The organism is Serratia sp. (in: enterobacteria) (assembly GCF_052400455.1).
In the GTDB taxonomy this organism is placed as follows: Bacteria; Pseudomonadota; Gammaproteobacteria; order Enterobacterales; family Enterobacteriaceae; genus Serratia; species Serratia ureilytica.
The window spans coordinates 3219246-3239796 of the sequence record NZ_CP185812.1 but is presented as its reverse complement, the minus strand read 5'-3'; the positions used below and the strand labels follow the sequence as shown (position 1 = coordinate 3239796).

General features: G+C 58.2%; 17 protein-coding genes and 1 pseudogene. 14 read left to right on the top strand and 4 right to left on the bottom strand.

Annotated elements, in window-relative coordinates:
- The 14 genes and pseudogenes from ACORQT_RS15785 to ACORQT_RS15720 all read left to right on the top strand — a co-directional run bounded on the left by ACORQT_RS15785 (position 1) and on the right by ACORQT_RS15720 (position 15179).
- On the top strand, positions 1 to 828 hold the full coding sequence (locus ACORQT_RS15785; protein ID WP_033643650.1) for a Cof-type HAD-IIB family hydrolase: 828 nt from the start codon (positions 1 to 3) through the stop codon (positions 826 to 828).
- A gap of 131 nt (positions 829 to 959) precedes the next feature.
- Entirely contained in the window at positions 960 to 1193 is a 234-nt protein-coding gene (locus ACORQT_RS15780; protein WP_004935304.1) for a hypothetical protein, read from the top strand.
- Between the two features lie 84 nt (positions 1194 to 1277).
- Positions 1278 to 1676: a hypothetical protein gene (locus ACORQT_RS15775; RefSeq protein WP_042784953.1), complete on the top strand. Its 399-nt coding sequence runs from the start codon at positions 1278 to 1280 to the stop codon at positions 1674 to 1676.
- Between the two features lie 70 nt (positions 1677 to 1746).
- Positions 1747 to 3255 (top strand): PhoPQ-activated protein PqaA family protein, encoded by a 1509-nt coding sequence (locus ACORQT_RS15770; RefSeq protein WP_164057817.1) that lies wholly within the window; start codon positions 1747 to 1749, stop codon positions 3253 to 3255.
- A gap of 660 nt (positions 3256 to 3915) precedes the next feature.
- Entirely contained in the window at positions 3916 to 4434 is a 519-nt protein-coding gene (locus tag ACORQT_RS15765) for a fimbrial protein (RefSeq protein ID WP_085058769.1), read from the top strand.
- A 56-nt stretch (positions 4435 to 4490) separates the two neighbouring features.
- A pseudogene (locus ACORQT_RS15760) lies at positions 4491 to 5173 on the top strand (fimbrial biogenesis chaperone).
- Between the two features lie 54 nt (positions 5174 to 5227).
- Entirely contained in the window at positions 5228 to 7804 is a 2577-nt protein-coding gene (locus tag ACORQT_RS15755) for a fimbria/pilus outer membrane usher protein (RefSeq protein ID WP_164057818.1), read from the top strand.
- 42 nt (positions 7805 to 7846) lie between these two features.
- Positions 7847 to 8788: a fimbrial protein gene (locus ACORQT_RS15750; RefSeq protein ID WP_033643645.1), complete on the top strand. Its 942-nt coding sequence runs from the start codon at positions 7847 to 7849 to the stop codon at positions 8786 to 8788.
- 137 nt (positions 8789 to 8925) lie between these two features.
- A complete protein-coding gene (locus tag ACORQT_RS15745; RefSeq protein ID WP_004935280.1) occupies positions 8926 to 9285 on the top strand; it encodes a hypothetical protein in 360 nt (119 codons plus the stop codon).
- A 73-nt stretch (positions 9286 to 9358) separates the two neighbouring features.
- Complete coding sequence (locus tag ACORQT_RS15740) at positions 9359 to 10654, top strand: HlyD family secretion protein (RefSeq protein WP_164057819.1); 1296 nt, start codon at positions 9359 to 9361, stop codon at positions 10652 to 10654.
- Entirely contained in the window at positions 10641 to 12776 is a 2136-nt protein-coding gene (locus tag ACORQT_RS15735) for a peptidase domain-containing ABC transporter (RefSeq protein WP_164057820.1), read from the top strand. Before ACORQT_RS15740 ends, ACORQT_RS15735 begins: the two co-directional genes overlap by 14 nt.
- A 115-nt stretch (positions 12777 to 12891) precedes the next feature.
- Positions 12892 to 13092, top strand: a complete 201-nt coding sequence (locus ACORQT_RS15730; RefSeq protein ID WP_015378375.1) for a hypothetical protein — start codon at positions 12892 to 12894, stop codon at positions 13090 to 13092.
- An 86-nt stretch (positions 13093 to 13178) separates the two neighbouring features.
- Positions 13179 to 13577: a type II secretion system pilot lipoprotein GspS gene (gspS, locus tag ACORQT_RS15725; RefSeq protein ID WP_033650789.1), complete on the top strand. Its 399-nt coding sequence runs from the start codon at positions 13179 to 13181 to the stop codon at positions 13575 to 13577.
- Positions 13578 to 13691: 114 nt separating this feature from the next.
- Positions 13692 to 15179, top strand: coding sequence for an EmmdR/YeeO family multidrug/toxin efflux MATE transporter (locus tag ACORQT_RS15720; protein ID WP_444859234.1), 1488 nt, complete (start codon positions 13692 to 13694; stop codon positions 15177 to 15179).
- On the opposite strand, the gene ACORQT_RS15715 is transcribed toward ACORQT_RS15720, so the two are convergent.
- The 4 genes from ACORQT_RS15715 to pqqU form a co-directional block, all read right to left on the bottom strand.
- Positions 15154 to 15333, bottom strand: coding sequence for a hypothetical protein (locus tag ACORQT_RS15715; protein ID WP_015378373.1), 180 nt, complete (start codon positions 15331 to 15333; stop codon positions 15154 to 15156). The two genes, ACORQT_RS15720 and ACORQT_RS15715, sit on opposite strands and share 26 nt — an antisense overlap.
- The gene (locus ACORQT_RS15710; RefSeq protein ID WP_033643635.1) at positions 15330 to 15515 is read right to left on the bottom strand and encodes a hypothetical protein; all 186 of its coding nucleotides are present in this window, start codon (positions 15513 to 15515) and stop codon (positions 15330 to 15332) included. Before ACORQT_RS15710 ends, ACORQT_RS15715 begins: the two co-directional genes overlap by 4 nt.
- 226 nt (positions 15516 to 15741) lie before the next feature.
- A complete protein-coding gene (locus ACORQT_RS15705; protein ID WP_033650791.1) occupies positions 15742 to 18114 on the bottom strand; it encodes a glucose/quinate/shikimate family membrane-bound PQQ-dependent dehydrogenase in 2373 nt (790 codons plus the stop codon).
- A gap of 147 nt (positions 18115 to 18261) precedes the next feature.
- The gene (pqqU, locus tag ACORQT_RS15700) at positions 18262 to 20391 is read right to left on the bottom strand and encodes a TonB-dependent receptor PqqU (protein WP_424540249.1); all 2130 of its coding nucleotides are present in this window, start codon (positions 20389 to 20391) and stop codon (positions 18262 to 18264) included.
- Positions 20392 to 20551 lie beyond the last annotated feature (160 nt).

Here is a 20551-nt window from a genome sequence, read left to right as displayed (position 1 = left end):
ATGTGGCTTGCTATCGACGGCAAAATAAAATACCGGGCGATCGTGAGCGATCTTGACGGAACCTTGCTGGATCCTGCCGGGAATCTGTCTGATCTGACGGTGGAAACGCTCAATATCCTGCATGCCCGCGGGCTGGAAATCGTCATCGCGACAGGCCGTTGCGATGCGGATGCGCGCGGGATTGTGGATGGCTTGGGGTTCTCGCCGGCGATCGTCTCCTGCAATGGCGCGATGGTCAATATCGAGGGGCGGCCGGTGGCGGATAAACGCTATTTCCTGCCTCGCGACAGCCAAATGATGTTGATGGATTACCTCTTCGCCTGTCCGCTCCACGTGACGTTGTTCACCCAGGAAGGATGGATGATGGCCGAAGAGAATCCGCATTTTGCCGACTATATCAAGACCTCGGGCGTCGCTTGCCGCTATGTCGAGCCGGAGGCGATGAAACGGCAACCGATCCTGAAAGTGCTGCTGCAGGGTGAAGCGGCGCTGATCGAGCGGTTTTACGACGAGGTCAGTCAGGCTTTCGGAAAAACGCTGTCCATCTGTAAGTCCTCTGCGGAAACGATAGACATCATGGATAAGCATATTTCCAAGGCCAGAAGCGTGGCCGACTATCTGAGCGCCAAACAGATAGCGATGCGCGATTGCCTCTCTTTCGGCGATGCGATGAACGATTTGGACATGCTGCGCTGGGCCGGAACGGGGGTGGTGATGGGCAATGCCATGGGCGAATTGAAGCGCGCGCTGCCGTTTAACCCGATTGCGCTGCCCAACAGCCGCAATGGCGTCGCCGATTATCTCTGCCGTGAGTTCGGCCTGTTCTGACATTGTCACCGCCGCGCGGGTGAACGCATTGGCAACAGGGTCTTTCGTGGGCAGATAACAAGGAGGTGAACAAACAGTGAGGGTTTCATTTTTTCATTACTAAACATGTCGATAAATACAAAGGAGACAGTATGAAAGAACTGACTGAAGCAGAAGTCATGGCGGTTTCCGGCGCAGGCATCGCTTCCGATGCCGGCAAAATCCTGGGCAATGGCATTGGCGCCATCGTAGATGCCGGTACCGGTCTATTCGGGATCCACGCGGATGCGGCGGGCGCCGGCGCCAAACTCGGTGAGGGCATTGGCGCCGTCATCGATGCCGGGATTAGCGCCTTCTCGCAGCTGTTTGGCCGTAAATCGTCATAAGCCCGGCCCTTAATGAAAAGTGCCCGCAAGGGCACTTTTACCTCGCTCATGTCGGGAGCCGGAAGAACGGCAAAGGGAGAGTTCATGGCGAATAAAATCATCTTGATCATGGTCATCAATCTGTTCGTGGCGGTGGCGTTGGCGGTGTTTAACTTTATTTATATCCAAAAGAAGGTGGATATACGCGCCCCCAATGACGCCACGCCCTTTCAGGTGACCGAGAAAGCGCAGGGCAGGATCGTCTCCATGCAGCAGACCTCGGTATTTCTGAACAACAATCCTGTGGTGGCGTTTACCTTGGAAATCAACGCCAGGCGCAAACAGTTTACGATCGCTGACCATCGGGAGGTCGTGCTGTATATCGCCATGAGCCGTTATGAGGAAAACGGCGTTTACAGCCTATTGCTGGGCGAGAACGACAGAGACGTGGCGTTCGAAAAGGACAGCTTTGGCTATCCGATACGCTTTCATCAGGTGCTCTAGGCGCGCGGAAGGTTTCCTGCCGCCAGGCGGCGTAAAAGGGATTTGCCACGGACAAAGGGGGGAGGAAAAAATGCTGAAACGCATCGGATACATCGCGCTGATTTGCTTGGCCTTAATCGGCGGCCGGCAGGCCATGGCGGCAGAGGAAGACCGCTGCTTTGCGGACGAACATCCCGCCTTGCACACCGTTATTCCTTGTTATAACAATCAGTTGGCCATATTGCCTCTGTCATATTCGTTAAAGGGCGTGGATAACGGCCATGACGTGTCGATACGCCATTATCGGTTGATGTCGCAATCCTGGTCGCCGCAAGACGCCATCCGGCCGACGCAATGGTGGCACGATGTGGATATTTATATCCCCAACGGGGCGCTTGCCCGTAAAGCGTTGGTGCTGATGAGCGATGACTGCGCTTGCGCCGCCGCAGGGGCGAGCGGGCCAGGCAAGCAAAATGCGGCGTTTTCCGTCGCTACGCCGGCGGCCTTGGCGGCGGAAAGTCACACCATCGTGATTGTCGTCAACCGGCTGCCTTATCCGTACCTGGAATATCAAAATGAGGGGCGGCGTCGTGCGGGGGAGGACAGCCAGGCCCGAGGCTGGCGATTGTTCCTGGACGATGCGGATGAATACTTGATGATGCCGCTGGCGATCCCCATGACGGCGGCCTTGTCGCAAACCATGACGCTGGCGCAGCGCGAATTGAGCCGATGGGGGATAGATCAATTCATCGTGGCGGGCGCGGCGAGCGGCGCAACCGCGGCGTGGCTGGCGTCATTGTCGGATGAGCGCATCGATGCCGTCGTCGCCATGTTCCCGGATGGGGTCGCGGCGCGGCAGGTCTTGAAGCATACCTATCGTACGTATGGCGGCCGTTGGCCGTTGGCGTTTCATCCTTATTACCAACTCGGCATCGATCGGCGCATAGAGACGCCGGCGTTCGACAAACTGATGCAAATAGCGGATCCCACCGCTTATCCGCCGCCGACGGCGGGTGAGCGGCCAGCGGCGGCGAAATATGTCATCATCGCCAGCGGCGACGAACGTTATCCGCCGGACAGCACGCGATTCTATTTCAGCGCCTCACCGGGTGAGGCTTCGCTGCGCGCGATTGCCGACGGGGATCGCGCGGCAAGCCGGCCGGCCGCCGAACGCGCCATACTGGCGATGATCAAGCGCCGCCAGCGCGATATCGCGTTGCCGACGATCGAGGTGCAAGGCAGCGCCGCGGATGCTGCGGTGCGCACGCTGCGTTTTTCCGAACCGCCGGCCACCGTGCGGCGTTGGAGCGCGCACAACCGCACGGCCCGAGATTTTCGTTATTCGTGCGGCGTACGCTTTACCCCGGAGCCGTTGGCTACAGCGGAGGCCGATCGCGGCGAGTTTCGTCTGGCCGCCCCGGCGCAAGGCTGGGAGGCCACCTTTATCGAGGCGGTGTTCAACGATGGGTTTATCGCGACCACACCGGTCTTTATCACGCCTGACGATAACTATCCGTCCGCCGTTCCCGCGGGCGATGGTCTGGCGTGTGAAACTTTACCTGGCAGAGGGTTGGGTGAAGATTATCGCCATGACGATTAATTAGCGGCGCCGAAAAACAATAAGGCGGCAATGCGTTATTCTGCGCGACAGAGCGCATTGTCGCCTTGTTTTCGAAATAGTGAACGGCGCCAGACAGAATATTTCTGCGTAACGCCATTTTCTCGTTGTCACATGACCGCGCCGGTTTCACGAACGGCGAATGCCTTATTCTCCCTCCTGTTCGATAAACCGCTATCGCCATGCTTTTCCTATTCTTTCCGCCCCTCTCGCTGCCGCCGCGTCGTGATGCCTTTCGTAATATAAATGTCATTTATTTCAGGGCGAGTTTTATCGCCCGGCTTTCATTTTACGGCGATGTCGCCCGATTTTCCGGCTGAGGGGGAAATGAGGGGGATCTGGCGAAAGCGCCTTCGAATAGCGCGAGAATAAATTCCCTGGCGGCCAGAGGATTGAATCAAGAAACGCCGATTTGGCGGTTTTTTCAAAATAAAATTAAGAATGATGCTAATTCTATTTGGGGTAATTATCTTTTCTCATCTTTACATTGATTTTATGTATTGCTAAAGGGGGAAAGCTAAGCATAATTAACTGTGAAAGGAGCGGAGCTCCTATTCTCCCTGTCCGGGTTCTCCGTGGCGGGGATATTTTGAAGTCTGTCTAATCAAAAGGAGAAGTACCCATGATGGAAAAAAAGTGATTATGTTGGCATTTGTCGCGGCAGCGTGTTCAAGCGCTTTACCTGCTCTGGCAGCAGATGGTCAGGTTAATTTTACCGGGAATATTGTCGATGCTGCGTGCAAGGTCACGAATGACTTGAGTAATCCATTAAATGTTGTTTTGGGTGATGTGGCCCGAACGGCATTTGCGGGTGGCAAGGGATCAACGTCCAGCGCGACAAAATTCACGCTGGAAGTCACCGATTGTCCGGATACGGTAAAAAGCGCCACCGTTAAGTTCGACGGCGCGGCCGATAACGGCGACAGCAACGTATTGCAGCTGACCCAGGAAACGGATGTCGCTACCGGCGTCGGTATCCAACTGTCTGATATTTCTAACAGTGTTCTGCCGCTTTACACGGCGTCGACGGCTTATCCGTTGGCTTCCGGTAGCGGCGTGAAAAATAACCTCGATTTTACCGCCCGCTATATTTCCACGCAGGCAGATGTTACCGCCGGTAAAGCTAATAGCGTCGCCACCTTTACGCTGAATTATAACTGATAATATTTTCTTGCCCGCTGGTTCACAGCGGGCTGTATTGCCTCGGAGATAATATTATGCGTTTTAATCGCTACGGCGCCTTAGCGGCTTTCATTATTTTATTGTTTGCGTCTACGGTTCACGCCGGCGTGGTGATTGGCGGGACGCGGGTGATATTCAACGGCGAAAAAAAGAAGCGTCAATCAGCGTGGAGAATCCGGATAAAGAACCGTATTTGATTCAGTCCTGGCTGGAGAATCAACAAAGCGGGGTGGATAAAATCGCGTTTATCGTTACGCCGCCTTTATTTCGGCTGGACGGCAACCAGGAAAATATGCTGCGCATCGTGAAAGTGGGCGATGACTTACCGAAAGATAAAGAAAGCTTGTATTGGATGAATATTAAATCCATTCCTTCAACAACCCAGGCGGGTAAATCGAATACGCTGCAAATAGCGGTCAAGACCCGCATTAAATTGATTTATCGGCCGGCGCCGCTGCTCCGCCAGGTGCCCGAAGAAGTGACGCAGCAGCTGAAATGGCAGCGTGTCGGTTCAGAATTAAAACTCACCAACCCAACGCCTTATTATATGAACTTTCATTATGTCCGCATCGGGGGGCGGGAAATGAAAGAGGTGGCGTATATCGCGCCGATGAGCAGCGAAATGTTTGCATTGCCCGTGGCGGGCGCAACGTCGGTAAGCTGGAAATTAATTAATGATTATGGCGGCACAGGGAAAGAACATCAGTCAGGTATTTAATCTGTAAGGGAAGGCAGACAGAGGGATAAAACATTTCAATAATGGAGCTAATGAATGATAACTCAAAAGCGTATATTAGCGAAGCGGGATGCTTGGCTGAAACGCATAGCCTTATTCACGGCAACAACGGCGGTATGCGGCAACATGGCTAATCCCGCCTTCTCTCGTGACTATTTTAATCCGGCGTTGCTGGAAACCGGGCGCTCAGGTCAGCAGCACGTCGATCTGTCGATTTTTGAAAATGGCCAGCAGGTTCCCGGCACGTATCGGGTCGATATTTGGGTGAACGACATGCTGCTGGAAACGCGCGAGGTGTCGTTCGCTCGGCGGGCCGGCAGCGACGAGAAGGCCGATCTGCAGCCTTGTCTGACGCGGGAAGATCTGAAACGGCTTGGGGTGAAAGTTGAGCTGTTTCCCGGTTTGGCCGGTGCCGATCGCTGCGCGAATTTGGCCGCGATCCCGCAGGCCTCGGCGCAATTTCAATTTAACCGCCAACGCCTGATGCTGAGTATCCCCCAGGCGGCGTTGGAAAATAAGGTGCGCGGATACGTTCCGCCGGAACAATGGGATGAAGGCCTGCCGGCGATGCTGCTGAACTATGGCTTCACCGGCAGCAACAGCAAGGGGCGCGATCGATTCACCCAGAGCGCAAGCAGTTATTACCTCAACCTGCGGCCGGGCTTCAACCTGGGCGCCTGGCGAGTGCGGAACTACACCACCTGGAGCTACAACAGCGCCGGCGGCGGGCGAGCGTCGGAGGATCGTTGGGACTCCGTCTATACCTACGCCCAGCGCAATATCATCCGCCTGAAAAGCTTGCTGACGCTCGGCGAAAGCAGCAGCCCGTCCGATGTGTTTGACAGCGTGTCGTTTCGCGGCGCGCAGCTGGCTTCCGATGACGACATGTTGCCGGAAAGCCTGCGTGGTTATGCGCCGGTGGTGCGCGGCATCGCGCGCAGCAATGCGCAAGTGGTCATTCGCCAAAACGGCTATGTCATCTACCAGAGTTACGTTGCGCCGGGCGCGTTTGAAATTTCGGACATGTACCCGACCGGCGGCAGCGGCGATTTGGAGGTGACTATCAAGGAGGCGGACGGCAGCGAACAGCACCTGACCGTTCCCTTCGCCAGCCTGCCGGTGCTGCAACGCGAAGGGCGGCTGAAATATGCGCTGACCTCGGGGCAATACCGCACTTACGATCACAGCGTGGATAAAAAGATCTTCTCGCAGGCCAGCCTGATTTATGGCTTGCCCGCCGGTTTCACCCTGTATGGCGGCGGCCAATTCGCCGGGCCGTATCAATCGCTGGCATTGGGTCTGGGCAAGAACCTGGGCGAGTTCGGCGCCCTGTCGGCCGACGTCACCCAGGCGTGGGCAAAGCAGGAGCATCAACCGAAAAGCGATGGTCAGTCGTGGCGCGTGCGGTACAGCAAAAATATCGTCGAGACGGGGACGAACTTCGCCATCGCCGGCTACCGCTATTCGACCAGCGGCTACTATGGGCTGCAGGAAGTGCTGGACACCTATCGCAGCGGCAACCGTTACGCCCCGATAGACCGCCGCAAAAATCGCGGCGAAATCACGCTGAACCAGAATTTATGGGAAGGGGCGGGGTCGCTTTCACTCAGCGCGGTCTCCGAAGACTATTGGGGCTCCGAGCGCAATATGCAGTCGCTGAGCGCGGGTTACAACAATAGTTGGAATGGCATCAGCTACGGTTTTAACTACAGCTACAGCCGGAATTCACAGGCTACTTACGGCGATTCGAACCGCGGGCGCATTTACGATCGCGATCAGATCTTCGCTTTCAACATCAGCGTGCCATTAGAGAAATGGCTGAGCAACACCTACGCCACCTACAACCTCAACACCAGCAAAAAAGGCAATACCAGCCATACGGCGGGCCTCAACGGCACGGCGCTGGCCGGCGGCAACCTCAGCTGGAGCGTACAGGAAGGGTATGGCAGCCAGGGCCAGGGCAACAGCGGCAACGCCAACGCCGACTGGCGCGCGACGTACGGCGAACTCACGGCGGGCTACGCCTACGATCGCAGTCAACAGCGCGTCAACTACGGGGTGAAGGGCGGGGTGATCGCCCATGAAGACGGTGTGACCTTCGGTCAACCGTTCGGCGAAACCGTCGCCCTGGTACAGGCGGCCGGCGCGAGCGATGTGGCGGTCGGCAATCAGGTCGGGGTGAAAACCGACTGGCGCGGCTACGCGATCGTTCCTTACGCCACGCCTTATCGCAACAATTCGATTCGCCTCGATGTCGACAGCTTGCCGGATGATGTCGATCTCGAGTTGACGAACCAGTCGGTCACGCCGACTCGCGGCGCGGTGAGCCGGGCGAATTTCAAAGCCAACGTCGGCAGACGGATTTTGATGAAGGTGACGGACTCGCAGGGGGCACCCCTGCCGCTGGGCGCCAGCCTGCGTCTTGCCGAGGGGGCGGCTCAGCCGTTCCTGGTCGGCGGCGACGGCGTGGTCTATCTGACCGGCATGGCGGAAAAGGGCCTGCTCATCGCGCAGTGGGGCAGGAATGGCGAGAACCAATGCCGCATCCGTTACCAGTTGCCGGCGGAGCCGCCGTCAGCGGGTCTCCAAACCCTAAACGGCGTTTGCCAATAGATCTCGCTCTATTTCCATCATGACTTTTAAGTGAGAGTGAAAATGAACGTTTTTCTCAGGATATTCGGTTACGGCGCCCTGGTGTGGCTGGCGACGCTCACGACGGCGGTTTATGCCGGCACCTGTACCACCAACGCGAAAACCGCCCGTATGGGATTGCTGACGCTGGCCGTGGATCCGCGCATTGAAGTCGGCGAGCAGTTGGCTGTTCGAACGGAGAACAGCATTAACGGCACGACGTTTTCTTTTCTTTGTTCCGGTTCGGTCGCCTATCGCTCCATGTCGCCGCTGACGCCGAGCGCGCTGCCCGGCGTATTTGAAACGGGCATCGAGGGCGTGGGGGTGACGATTTCAGACTTATGGCAGAGCAATAAGAACGTGCCCGTCAACACGGCGATTTCGCCCAACTTGCTGACGCCGTGGATCAATCGAAACGATGTTCGGCTGACGTTTATTAAAACCGGCCCGATCAAAACCGGCGGCGATATGGGCGGGAAAATTATCGCCAGATATTATCTGGATTCGACCTCCATTTTGGATATCAGTATTTCCGGCATGAAGGTCATTCAGAAAAGTTGCCTGGTTGATTTGAACTATAAAAATCAAACGGTAAATCTGGGCAGCCCTAAACGCAGCGAGTTTAACGGCGTCGGCAGCACGGCGGCGTCTTCCGAACGCAATTTTTCCGTGGTTCTGCAATGTCAGGAGGACAATATTCCGGTTCAGGTCACGTTCGAGGCGGCCGGAAATTCGCCAGGCGTGGGAATGATTGATATCGCCGACGGCGCCGATGCGGCGAAGGGCGTCGCCGTGGAAGTGTTGGATGAGAACCGTAATCCATTAACGTTTTCCAGACCGATCAATTACCACACCGCGGCTGAAAAAGAGATCAGGATCCCCTTGATGGCGCGCTATAAGCAAACGGGAGCCATTAGCCCCGGACAGGCCGACGCGGTGATGACATTCACCATTACGCAGAATTAAAGAGACCCCTATTAAAAATATAATGTCGTCTGTTCGCGCGACATTATTGGTGGCATCAGGCGCTGCAGGCCGATGCCAATGCAATGACAACACGCATGTATGGCAGTGTTTGTCCGTTTAAATATGGAGATTAACCAATGAAAGAACTGTCTGTTATCGAAATGAATGAAGTGTCAGGCGCTTATTCCTGGGATATGAGCAATGGACTGTCGGGGCTGATTGGCAGCGCCGTCTCCAATGCCGCGGAAGCCGTTTCATCCATCGCTCTGGGCGCCTCCGTGGGCAGCATGGCGGGCGCCGTCATCGGCGGTAAGCACGGCGGCGACGGCGGCGGCCTGCTGGGCGTCGGCTCGATTGGCCAGGGCGTCGGCATGGTCGCCGGCGGCATCCTGGGCGGCGTAGCCAGCGGCGTGGCCGCAGCCGTTATTGGCTGGGACACCACGCTGGAATACTCCAAAAAAGGCCTCGATGGGCTGATTAACGGCACCATCAGCTAAATCCATACGCGGTCCAAAGCCGCAGCGTTCTCGCTGCGGCTGTCTCCCGGTCAGGCAAGCGCAGGTTCTTCCTATGAGTGATAATAAGAGCAGGAATATTTTCCGCCAGGAGGCGGTCAATTATCAACGTCAAAGATGGACCGGCAGGGCGCTGTTAATTTCTGGCGCGTCGAGCCATGTGATTGCCGCCACCTGTTTCATTTTTATTCTGATCCTGGCGGGCGCACTCTATTTTTGCGAGTACACGCGCCGGGTCGATGTTGAAGGCGAGGTGATCAGCATCCCGCATTCCACCAATGTGTTTTCCTCCCAATACGGCTACGTGAGCCAGGCATTCCATAAAGCCGGTGACGTCGTGGAAAAGGACGAGCCGCTGTATATTATTGATGTCTCGAGAAGCACCACGTCCGGCAATGTCAGCCATATCGCGGCCAGCGAAATAAGCAAACAGATTAGCAATCTGGATTCGATAATCAGCAAGCTGAATAAAAATAAAACCGCCATGCTGGATAATTTGCGCAAACAGATCAATAGCTATGAAAACGCCTATAAAGAAACCGAGAAACTGAACCTCAGCGCCAAAGAGGGGATGGATAAAATGCGCGATAGCCTGAAAAATTACGAACACTATTTGACGAAAGGCCTGATCACCAAAGATCAGTTAAATTATCAGCGCTCGCTCTTTCAACAACAGCAAAGCTCGTATCAGGCGCTCTACAGCCAAAAGATCCAGCAAAATATTCAACTGTCGCAGTTGCGCAGCGATTTGCTGATTCGCGCCGCCGATTACGACAATCAGATATCGCAAAGCGAATCGCAACGCAGTGATTTACAACGCCAGCTGGCGGAGTCCAATGCCGGCGGCCAGGTCATTATCAAAGCGCCGCTCAAGGGGAAAATCGAGTCGCTGAGCGTGACCGCCGGGCAGGTGGTCGAGAGCGGCAGCAGTCTGGCGCAAATCAAACCGATTGATAACATCAAATATTATCTGGTTCTATGGCTGCCGAATAACAGTTTGCCCTACGTGAAAATCGGCGATGGCATCAACATTCGCTATGAAGCCTTCCCGTCGGATAAATTCGGTCAGTTTCCGGGAAAAATAGAATCCATCTCGTCGGTCCCCGCCTCCCCGCAGGAAATGTCGGAATACAGCAGCGGAAATAAACGGGAAAGGAACGCCTACTACAAAGTGCTGGCGTCCATCAGCGACACGCAATTCAGCGATAAAGGCAAATATCTCGAAATCAGCAGCGGGCTGCAGGCCAGGGTCATCGTCTTCCTGGATAAGAAACCGCTTTATCAGTGGGCGATCGCGCCTTTGTATGACATAAAAAACAGCGTCGTGGGGCGAGTCGATGAAGGACAATAATCTCTTTGAACGGATCAACGAGAAGTTAACATTCTCACTGCGCAAGCGGGTGCCGAGCATCTTGCAGTCGGAGTCATCGGAATGCGGCCTGGCGTGCCTCGCCATGATCGCTTCCTATTACGGGTTTAATGTGGATATGCTGAGCCTGCGGCAGCGATTCGGCATTTCCACCCAGGGCGCGACCCTGGGGACGATCTCTCAAATCGCGTCGCAAATCCAACTGAAGACGCGCGCCTTGTCCTTGGACATCGACGAAATCAATCAGCTGAAAACGCCCTGCATACTGCACTGGAATATGAATCACTTCGTGGTGTTGGTTAAGGTGCAGCGCGCCGGTTTTGTCATTCACGATCCGGCCTTCGGGCGCAGAGTGATCGGGCTGCAGGAGATGTCGAATCACTTTACCGGCATCGCGTTGGAGCTGTGGCCCGACAGGGCCTTTCAAAAAGAGACCCTCAAGACCCGTTTGCGCCTGCTGGATTTGATGAAAAACATCGAGGGCCTGCCGGGGACGCTGCTCAAGATCTTTGCGTTATCGATAGTCATCGAATCGGTCAACCTGCTGCTGCCGGTGGGAACGCAACTGGTGACCGACCATGTCATTCAGGCGCATGACTACAGCCTGCTGACGGTCATCTGTTTGGGGCTGATCTTCTTCACCTTGTTCCGCGCGGTGGTCAGTATCGCCAGGGCCTGGATCTCCATCGTGCTCGGGACGCTGACCGATATTCAGTGGAAGACGACGCTGTTTGAACACCTGATGAAGCTGCCGCTGGATTTTTTCGAAAAACGGCACCTGGGGGACATTCAATCGCGCTTTTCCTCGCTGGATGCGATCAGAACCACCTTTACCAATAATATCGTCAGCGGGATCATCGACGGCATCATGACGGTCGGGCTGTTCGCGATGATGATGGTCTACGGCGGCTGGCTGGTCTGGGTCGTGGCGGGCTTCACTCTGATCTACATCCTCATCAGGATGATGACTTACAGAACCTACCGTCAATTCTCGGAGGAGCAGATCGTCAAAGCGGCCAAGGCCAACTCGCATTTCATGGAGACGCTGTACGGCATCTCGACCGTCAAGGCGCTGGGCATCAAGGAAACGCGCTCCAGCTATTGGCTCAATCTGAACGTCGACGCCGCCAATACCAATATCAAAATCACCCGATTCAATATGATGTTCGGCGGGATCAATACCTTTATCACGACGCTCGATCAGGTGGCGATCCTGTGGCTTGGCGCCATGATGGTCATCGACAATTCCATGACGCTCGGCATGTTCATGGCGTTCAATGCCTATCGCGGCCAGTTCTCTCAGCGGGCCTCGAGCCTGATCGACCTGGCGATCGGCTTGCGCATGCTGTCGCTGCACAATGAGAGGATATCCGACATCGTCTTTACCGATGCGGAGACGGAGTCCGCGCCGCGACAGGTTTTCCCCTCGGGCACGGGGATTGCCATTGAGGTAAAAAATCTTACGTATCAATATGACGCGCTGTCGCGGCCGATCTTCAAAGACCTGAACATGCGCATTGCGGCCGGCGAAAGCGTGGCCGTCGTGGGCGCCTCCGGCGCGGGCAAGACCACTTTGCTGAAGGTGATGTGCGGTTTGCTCAGCCCCACTTCCGGCCAGGTTTTGGCCGACGCGATGGATATCCATAAAGTCGGGGTGAATAACTACCGTAACGCGATCGCCTGCGTGCTGCAGGACGACCGGCTGTTCTCCGGGTCCATTGCGGAAAACATCAGCGGGTTTGAGGTCAATGCCAATAAAGAGCTGATCATGGCCTGCGCGATACACAGCAATATCCACGATGAAATCATGCAGATGCCGATGGGCTACGAAACCCTGATCGGCGAGTTGGGCAACGGCATCTCCGGCGGGCAAAAGCAACGCCTGTTTATCGCGCGCGCCCTCTATCGCCGCCCGAGTGTGCTGTTTATGGATGAAGCGACCAGCCATCTGGACGTTGAGAATGAGTCGGCGATCAACCGGGCGATATCTTCGCTGAATATTACGCGCGTGATCGTCGCCCACAGAAAGTCGACCATCGACTCGGCCGACAGGGTAGTGGTGCTGGGGGGCGAGAGCGGCGCGCCGGCAGGCGGCGGTGAATAAAGGGCGCTTGCCGGCGCTGGGGCGAAGCCGGCAATGCAGGCTGTCCCCACGGCGAAAATCGCGGTAAAATGCAGCAGTTGACCCTATCGCATTCCATCAGGCCGTCGAACCCGCTATGAAAACGCGCAAACCGCGCCGCCCGCCCGGGCGGTGGATCTATTACATCCTGCATGAAGACATGCTGTGGCCTTGCCCGGTCAAATGGGAGTGGGAGAGCGGCTATAACGCCTGGCTGCCGTTTTACTATTCCCCCACGCTGGAATTCGTCGCCGGCAACCCCGCCCGCGCTACCAAGGTCAGCAGCGGCCGACGTTAAGCGGGCCGCGCGTGCTGCTCGCCTTGCCGCCCGACGTCCGCTCACCTAAGATCATCTCATCACCCACAGGTTTTCCCGGAGCCCCCATGTTGACTCTGTTTCGCACGTCTCTTTGCGGCGCGGTGGCATTGCTGCTGCTCGCCGGTTGTCAGCAGACGGCGCATAAACCGGCGCCGCCGCTGCAGGCGCAGCTGGATCACATCGCTTCGATGCTGGCCGGCGGACACTTCCTGCGCGTGGACTGCGGGCGCAGCGAGATACCGGACGACGTGAAGCTGCAGCGCACCGCAATGCGCGCGGCGCAGCGCCGCGGCTGGGACACGCAGGCGGCAGGGTATCGGCAGTTGCCGGCGCTTACCCAGGCGCGTTACCTGACCCTGCAACAGGACAATCAGCTGCTGACGGAAAAATGCGCTGCGCTCAGCCGCAGCACCGCCCGCTTTATCGCGGCGGCGCAGGCCGATCAGGAAGATTACATGGAGTAGCGCGTCGGCATGCCTTTCGGGCGCGCGTTATGGGCGCCCCAAAATTCTTTGCAGGATAACGATTTATCGATCATCATTTGAAATGATGTTTCACTTTTACCCATCGAGCCCATCTTGAACCTGTATGCCGCACTGCGTCAGCGCGTGGAAAATACGCGCTGGTACGCCAAACGGAAAAGCTACCGCGTGCTGTTCTGGCGCGAGATCACGCCACTGGCGGTGCCCATCTTTCTGGAGAACGCCTGTGTCCTGCTGATGGGGGTGCTGAGCACCTTTCTGGTGAGCTGGCTCGGCAAAGAGGCGATGGCCGGGGTGGGGCTGGCGGACAGTTTCAACATGGTGATCATCGCCTTTTTCGCCGCGGTGGATCTCGGCACCACCGTGGTGGTGGCTTTCAGCCTCGGCAAGCGCGATCGCCGGCGGGCGCGAGCGGCGGCGCGTCAGTCGCTGGTGCTGATGACCGGCGTGGCGCTGCTGTTGGCGGCGGGCATTCACCTGGCGGGCGAGCCTATCATTGATGTGATCGCCGGCGCGGCCTCGCCGGAGGTGAAAGCGCTGGCGCTCTCTTACCTGCAAACCACGGTGTGGAGCTACCCGGCGGCGGCGATTGCGTTGATCGGTAGCGGCGCCCTGCGCGGCGCGGGCAACACCAAGATCCCGCTGCTTATCAATGGCGGCATGAATATCCTCAATATCATCATCAGCAGCATCCTGATTTACGGCATGCTGGGCTGGCATGGCCTGGGGTTCGTCGGCGCCGGGCTGGGGCTGACGATTTCCCGCTATATCGGCGCCATCGCCATCCTCTACGTGCTGGCGATCGGCTTTAATCCGGCGCTGCACATCACGTTGAAAAGCTATTTCACGCCGCTCAAAATGAGCATCCTGTGGGAAGTGCTGGGGATCGGCATTCCCGCCAGCGTCGAGTCGGTACTGTTTAACGGCGGCAAGCTGTTGACGCAGATGTTTGTCGCCGGCATGGGCACCAACGTGATCGCCGGCAACTTTATCGCTTTCTCCATCGCTTCGTTGATCAACCTGCCGGGCAACGCGTTGGGATCGGCCTCGACCATTATCGTCGGCCGGCGGCTCGGCAAAGGCGAGATCGGCCAGGCGGAGCGGCAGCTGCGCCATATTTTCTGGCTGTCGACCCTTGGGCTGACCGCCATCGCCTGGGGCACCGCGCCGCTGGCCGGGGTGTTCGCCGCGTTTTATACCTCGCAGGATGATGTGAAAACGGTGGTGAAAACCCTGATCTGGCTCAACGCCGCCTTTATGCCGATCTGGGCCGCTTCCTGGGTCTTGCCCGCCGGGTTGAAAGGCGCGCGCGACGCCCGCTTCGCCATGTGGGTGACGATGCTCGGCATGTGGGGGTGCCGCGTGGTGGCCGGCTACGCGTTGGGCATCGAACTGGGCATGGGCGTGGTGGGCGTCTGGTTGGGGATGTTCCTCGATTGGGCGGTGCGCGGCGCCTTATTCTACTGGCGCATGGTCAGCGGGCGCTGGCTGTGGAAATATCCGCGGGCCAGGCGCTCGGGAGGCCGGGTAACATCCGCCGCCTACAGCCGCGGAAGCGTCAATACAGCAGCGTCATCGCGCTGAAGAACAACAGCGTCAAGGCGATGATGATGAGATTTTGCGTGGCTTTGCGCACCAGTTTGCTGGCGCTCAGGCGGCTGTCGATGACGTAGAGCAGCGGCACCATCAGCAGCACATAGGCGAACATCAGCATGGCGGTAAAGGGCTGCAGGTTCATTCATGTTCCTCCTGGGCGTCATCATGGCCGATCAGGTGTATCAGTACGGCTTGCGTCTGGCGGTGCTGGCCGATAAAGGGCGAAGTGGCTGGCGATGCCGGCGCGAACGTCAGGCCGGCGCGTCGCGTTTTCACCGCCGCTTGCAAAATCTTCTTTCGATGCTTCCGAGTATGGTCGACCATGCGCCTCCGAATAGGGCCGCCCAAAGGCGGCCGATCGTTGTATTGCCCATTAAGCTGGAGAGGATCGCAGCCGCTGCCGGGGCCGCAGAGGTATAATATTGCGAATGATAACCATTATCAATAATGGAGATGAAAAAATTAAGGGTATTGCGAGGGGGCAGCCGGCGGGGCGGGAAAAGAAAAAGCACGCCTTGCGGCGTGCTTTGCGGGGTACTAACGGCGGTGGTTACTTCTGATCGGGCAGGGCGTAAGCGACCACGTAGTCGCCCAGCTTGGTGCCGAAGGAACCGTGGCCGCCGGCGTAGATCAGCACGTACTGCTTGCCGTTGACCTCATAGGTCATCGGCGTCGCCTGGCCGCCGGCCGGCAAGCGCGCTTCCCACAGTTTTTCACCGTTGGTCACGCTGAAGGCGCGCAGGTAGTTGTCCGCGGTGGCGCCGATGAAGAACACGTTACCGGCGGTGGTCACCGGGCCGCCCAGCATCGGCATGCCCATTTTGAACGGCAGCGGCAACGGTGAGCTGTCGCGCACGGTGCCGATGCGTTTTTTCCACACGATGTCGTTGGTTTTCAGATCCACGGCGGAAATGTAACCCCAGGCCGGCTGTTTGCACGGCAGGCCGAACGGCGACAGGAACGGGTTCAGGGTGACGCCGAACGGCACGCCATACTGCGGCTGTACGCCGGACTCGGTGCCGCTGCCGCCTTTGTCGCCTTCCGGCGGCTCAATCGGGTTGCCTGGGCCGCGCGGGATCAGTTTGGAGACGAACGGCAGCGCGATCGGGTTGGCGATGGCGATTTCGCGATCGGTATCGACGGCCAGGCCGCCCCATTCGAACATGCCCAGGTTACCCGGGAACACCAGCGTGCCTTGCTCGGAAGGCGGGGTGAAGGTGCCTTCATAACGCAGGCTGTGGAACATCACGCGGCAGACCAGCTGATCATAGATGGTCGCGCCCCACATGTCGGCGCCGGTCAGTTTCTTCTCAGGACGGAAGGTCAACTCGGAGAACGGCTGGGTCGGTGACAGGCGATCGCCCTTGGCCGGGCCTTGCGGTACCGGTTTCTCCGGCGCCGGCACCACCAGTTCGCCGTTGGTGCGGTTCAGCACGAAGATGTTGCCGGTTTTGGTCGGCACATAGATGACCGGCACTTTTTTACCGCTCTTGTCGGTAATGTCCGCCAGGGTCGGCTGCGCCGGCACGTCCATATCCCACAGGTCATGGTGGACCGTCTGATAGAACCAGGCCAGTTTGCCGGTGGAGGCGTTCAGCGCCAACAGGCCGCTGGCGTAGCGTTCCATTTCCGGGGTGCGATCGCCGCCCCAGATGTCCGGAGTGGAAACGCCCATCGGCAGGTAAACGATATCCAGCTTGGCGTCATAGGCGGCAGGCGCCCAGGAGTTCGGCGAGTTCGGCACGAAGTGGTGCTCGTCCGCCGGGATGGCGTTCGGATCTTTCGCGCCCGGATCGAAGGCCCACAGCAGCTTGCCGCTGTTGACGTCGAAGCCGCGGATCACGCCGGAAGGCTCGCGGTTGGAGTAGTTGTCGGTCACGGCACCGGCGACGACGATCACTTTATCGGTGATCACCGGCGGCGAGGTCGGCTCGTAGTGGCCCGGCGTCGCATACGGCATATTGCTCTGCAGGTTCAGCTCACCGTTGTTGGCGAAGTCCGGGCAGGGTTTGCCGGTTTCGGCGTCCAGTGCGAACAGACGGCCGTCGTTGACCGGCAGAATGATGCGGCGTGCGCACATCGCCGGAGCGGCGTCGCCGGCGGCGCCTGCGGCTGCGGCGGTTTCGTGGTAAGACACGCCGCGACAGGTGATGTGCTGGAAGGTTGGGTTGTATTTCAGCTGCGGATCAAACTTCCATTTTTCTTTACCGGTGGCGGCATCCAGCGCGAACAGCTTCTGGTGCGGCGTACACATGTAAAGGGTATCGCGGATCTTGATCGGCGTGACTTCGTTGGTGATCTCACCCGGATCGTTGGCGGTCTTCAGATCGCCGGTCTGGAAACGCCAAACCTCTTGCAGCTGGCCAACGTTTTTGTCGTTGATCTGGCTCAGCGGCGAGTAACGGGTGCCTTCCTGGGTGCGGCCATAGGCCGGCCAGTCGGCGCCGGTGGCGTCTTTCGGTTGTACCTGGGCGGCGTCGAGGGTGCCGTTAATCTCTTGCGGATCGTTGAACACGGCATAGGCCAGCGCGATGACGGTGATCGCCAGCGCCGCGCTCAGCGCGCCGTAGGCGAATTTGCCGTTGGCCACCAGCTTGCGGTAGATAAACGGCAACACCAGCCACAGGCCGAAGAAGAAGGTGACGTCCAGGCGCGGCGTCAGCGCCCAGAAGTCCGGGCCCACTTCCCACAGGGCCCAAATCGTGGTGCCCAGCAGGAATACCGCGTACAGCAGCAGCGCGGTGGCGCGGCGGCGGAACAGCAGCCAGGAAGTCGCCAGCAGCACCAGCCCGGCGATGATGTAATACAGCGAACCGCCCAACTTGGCCAGCCAGATGCCGCCGCCGAGCAGATAAAGCCCGCTCAGCGCGGCAAACAGCGCCGTTATGACGATAAGCGGCGATAGTGACGCTTTATTTTGCATAGCAATACCCTTACCAAAAATGAAAGTCCCCGATTTAGAGATTAAGCCAAATCGGAAAAAACACGCGGTTTCTCCCTATTATTTCAGCGAGAAGCCGCTAGGGTGACGTAAAACCCATCCCGTTTTTTAACCTTAAGGTGCTTTGCCTTATTCAAAGCGATAAGACAAGGTGGCGCCGCCACCCCAGTTGCGCCCCGGCGCCGGCTCGAAGTAGCGGCCGTTGCCTTCGTTGACGATCACCGAACCGACGTATCGGCGATCGAAAACATTGTCCACCCGGCTGAACACGTCCAGCGCCCAGCGGTTCCAGGTAAAGCGATAACCGGCGTTTACGCCGGCCACGGTGTAAGAGGGAGCCTGCGCGCTGTTGGCGTCATTGGCCTGAATGTCGCTCATGTAGCGCAGTTCCGCGCCGGCGTGCCAGCCTTCCGGCGGGGCATAGGCCAGCGAGGCGTAGCCCATGTTGCGGGCGATGCCCGGCAGGCGATTGCCGGCGGGGGTACAGCCGGATTTACCGCACATTTCGCTGCGGTAGGTGGCGTCCAGCAGCGTCCAGGCCATATGCAGGCGCCAGTCCAGCGCGAACTCTTGATCCAGCGCCAGTTCAAGGCCGCGCCGCCGGGTTTTGCCGGCGTTGGCGTAGCTGGTGCGCCCACCGCTGCTTTCCGCCACCACCAGCTCGTTGTCGGTATCGGTCTGGAACAGGGCGGCGCTCACCAGGCCGTTGCCGAGGCGCAGTTTGCTGCCCAGTTCGACGGTGTCGCTGGTGGACGGCTGCAGGCCGAGGTTCAGGCCGGCCTGGCCGTCGGGGCGATAGGAGAGTTCGTTGATGGTCGGGGTTTCAAAGCCGCGGCCTGCGGAGAGATAAACGTTCCACGCCGGATTGATTTTATAGTTGAGCGAGCCCATCGGCAGCCACTGGTGGTAGCGTTTGCTGCCGCTGTCGTCGCCGTTGCGCGGCGTGATGTAGTAGTCGGTCGAGTCGAAGCTGACCGTGCTGTAGCGCAGGCCGGCGTCCAGCGTCCAGTGCGGCGTCAGTTGCCAGGAGGTTTGCAGGTAAGGATCCAGGTTCCAGATGCGGTTTTTCTCGTTGCGCCGCTGGTCGCCTTTCTCGCCGTAGTCCACTGTGCCGTCTCGCAGAATAAAGTTTTCAAACCCCTGCCGGCGTTCGGTCATGGTTTCATAATCCAGACCACCGATCAGTGTTACCGGTAACGAGGCGAGAGTATCCTCATGCTTCCAGCGAGTGTCAATGCCCTGATATTTTCTTTCCAGCACGATCACCCCGCCGGCGTGGGTAGGGTTGAGCTGCGGCCCGCGTGGAATGGATTGGTACTGCGTGGTGTGGCGCTCGCCGTGGTAGGCGGTCAGCGTCAGTTCGTCGCGCTCGCTCATCTGGCGCTGATAGCGCAGACCGGCCTGGGTCTGATCGAGCGACTTGCGGGTGTTGTATTGATCCGCGCGCGGCGCCTGGCGCGGGTTTTCCTTCCATTCCGCTTCGGTCAGGCCGCCCGGATCGCCGGCGTCAATGGAGACGCTGTTGAACATCAGCGTCAGGGTACTGACGTCGTCCAACCGCACGCCGAGCTTGCCGTTGCCGAGGTTTTTCCGCGCGGCGCTGTGATCGCGATAGCCCTGAGTGGTGAAGCGGGTGCCGGAGATAGTGTAGTTGACGTCGCCGGCCTGGGTGCCGTCGCCGGTGGCGCCGGTCGCTTTCACCCCGTAGCGCCAGGTGTTGTCGCTGCCGAAATAGCTGCCGGCCTCCAGCGTTGGCGGCTGGGCGCCGGTCTGGGTGTCAACGTTGATCACCCCGCCCGAAGCGTTGCCGTACAGCGCGGAATAGGGGCCGCGCAGCACCTCGATGCGCTTGACGGAGTTGATGTCGATGTTGGAGGTTTGTCCCTGGCCGTCGGGCATGGTGGCGGGGATGCCGTCGACGTACATGCGCACCCCGCGCACGCCGAACATCGATCGGCTGCCGAATCCGCGTATCGACAGCTGCAGATCCTGCGCATAGTTTTGCCGGTTTTGAAGCTGCAGACCCGGCACGCTGCCAAGGTTTTCCGACAGGTTAATCTGCGGTGCGGCGTTGCGCAGGTCCTGGCCGTCGATCACGCTGACGGACACCGGCGATCCCAGCTCGGTCAATCCGATGGGTTGCGCCATTACCACCAGCGTATCGCTGTCTTTCTGATCCGCCGCCAGGGCCGAACCGATGCAGACCGGCTGCAGCAATAACAGGGTTGCCGGGGTCAAGACGGGACGTTTTTTATTCATCAGATAATTCTGCCAATAATGCTGAAAAAATTGCCCGCAAGTGGGCGAAAATAGCCATTTGTGACTCCCTGTACTGGCATTCAATGGGAGGGAAACTGCATCCTGCAACGAGTATAGGATATTCCGACACCGTACGCTTTGGAATAGCGCAACTGAAAGA

Bases quoted from the DNA above. Each gene is read 5' to 3' on its own strand.
- ACORQT_RS15785 (WP_033643650.1), top strand. From the start codon at position 1: ATGTGGCTTGCTATCGACGGCAAAATAAAATACCGGGCGATCGTGAGC.
- ACORQT_RS15780 (WP_004935304.1), top strand. From the start codon at position 960: ATGAAAGAACTGACTGAAGCAGAAGTCATGGCGGTTTCCGGCGCAGGC.
- ACORQT_RS15775 (WP_042784953.1), top strand. From the start codon at position 1,278: ATGGCGAATAAAATCATCTTGATCATGGTCATCAATCTGTTCGTGGCG.
- ACORQT_RS15770 (WP_164057817.1), top strand. From the start codon at position 1,747: ATGCTGAAACGCATCGGATACATCGCGCTGATTTGCTTGGCCTTAATC.
- ACORQT_RS15765 (WP_085058769.1), top strand. From the start codon at position 3,916: ATGTTGGCATTTGTCGCGGCAGCGTGTTCAAGCGCTTTACCTGCTCTG.
- ACORQT_RS15755 (WP_164057818.1), top strand. From the start codon at position 5,228: ATGATAACTCAAAAGCGTATATTAGCGAAGCGGGATGCTTGGCTGAAA.
- ACORQT_RS15750 (WP_033643645.1), top strand. From the start codon at position 7,847: ATGAACGTTTTTCTCAGGATATTCGGTTACGGCGCCCTGGTGTGGCTG.
- ACORQT_RS15745 (WP_004935280.1), top strand. From the start codon at position 8,926: ATGAAAGAACTGTCTGTTATCGAAATGAATGAAGTGTCAGGCGCTTAT.
- ACORQT_RS15740 (WP_164057819.1), top strand. From the start codon at position 9,359: ATGAGTGATAATAAGAGCAGGAATATTTTCCGCCAGGAGGCGGTCAAT.
- ACORQT_RS15735 (WP_164057820.1), top strand. From the start codon at position 10,641: ATGAAGGACAATAATCTCTTTGAACGGATCAACGAGAAGTTAACATTC.
- ACORQT_RS15730 (WP_015378375.1), top strand. From the start codon at position 12,892: ATGAAAACGCGCAAACCGCGCCGCCCGCCCGGGCGGTGGATCTATTAC.
- gspS (WP_033650789.1), top strand. From the start codon at position 13,179: ATGTTGACTCTGTTTCGCACGTCTCTTTGCGGCGCGGTGGCATTGCTG.
- ACORQT_RS15715 (WP_015378373.1), bottom strand. From the start codon at position 15,333: ATGAACCTGCAGCCCTTTACCGCCATGCTGATGTTCGCCTATGTGCTG.
- ACORQT_RS15710 (WP_033643635.1), bottom strand. From the start codon at position 15,515: ATGGTCGACCATACTCGGAAGCATCGAAAGAAGATTTTGCAAGCGGCG.
- ACORQT_RS15705 (WP_033650791.1), bottom strand. From the start codon at position 18,114: ATGCAAAATAAAGCGTCACTATCGCCGCTTATCGTCATAACGGCGCTG.
- pqqU (WP_424540249.1), bottom strand. From the start codon at position 20,391: ATGAATAAAAAACGTCCCGTCTTGACCCCGGCAACCCTGTTATTGCTG.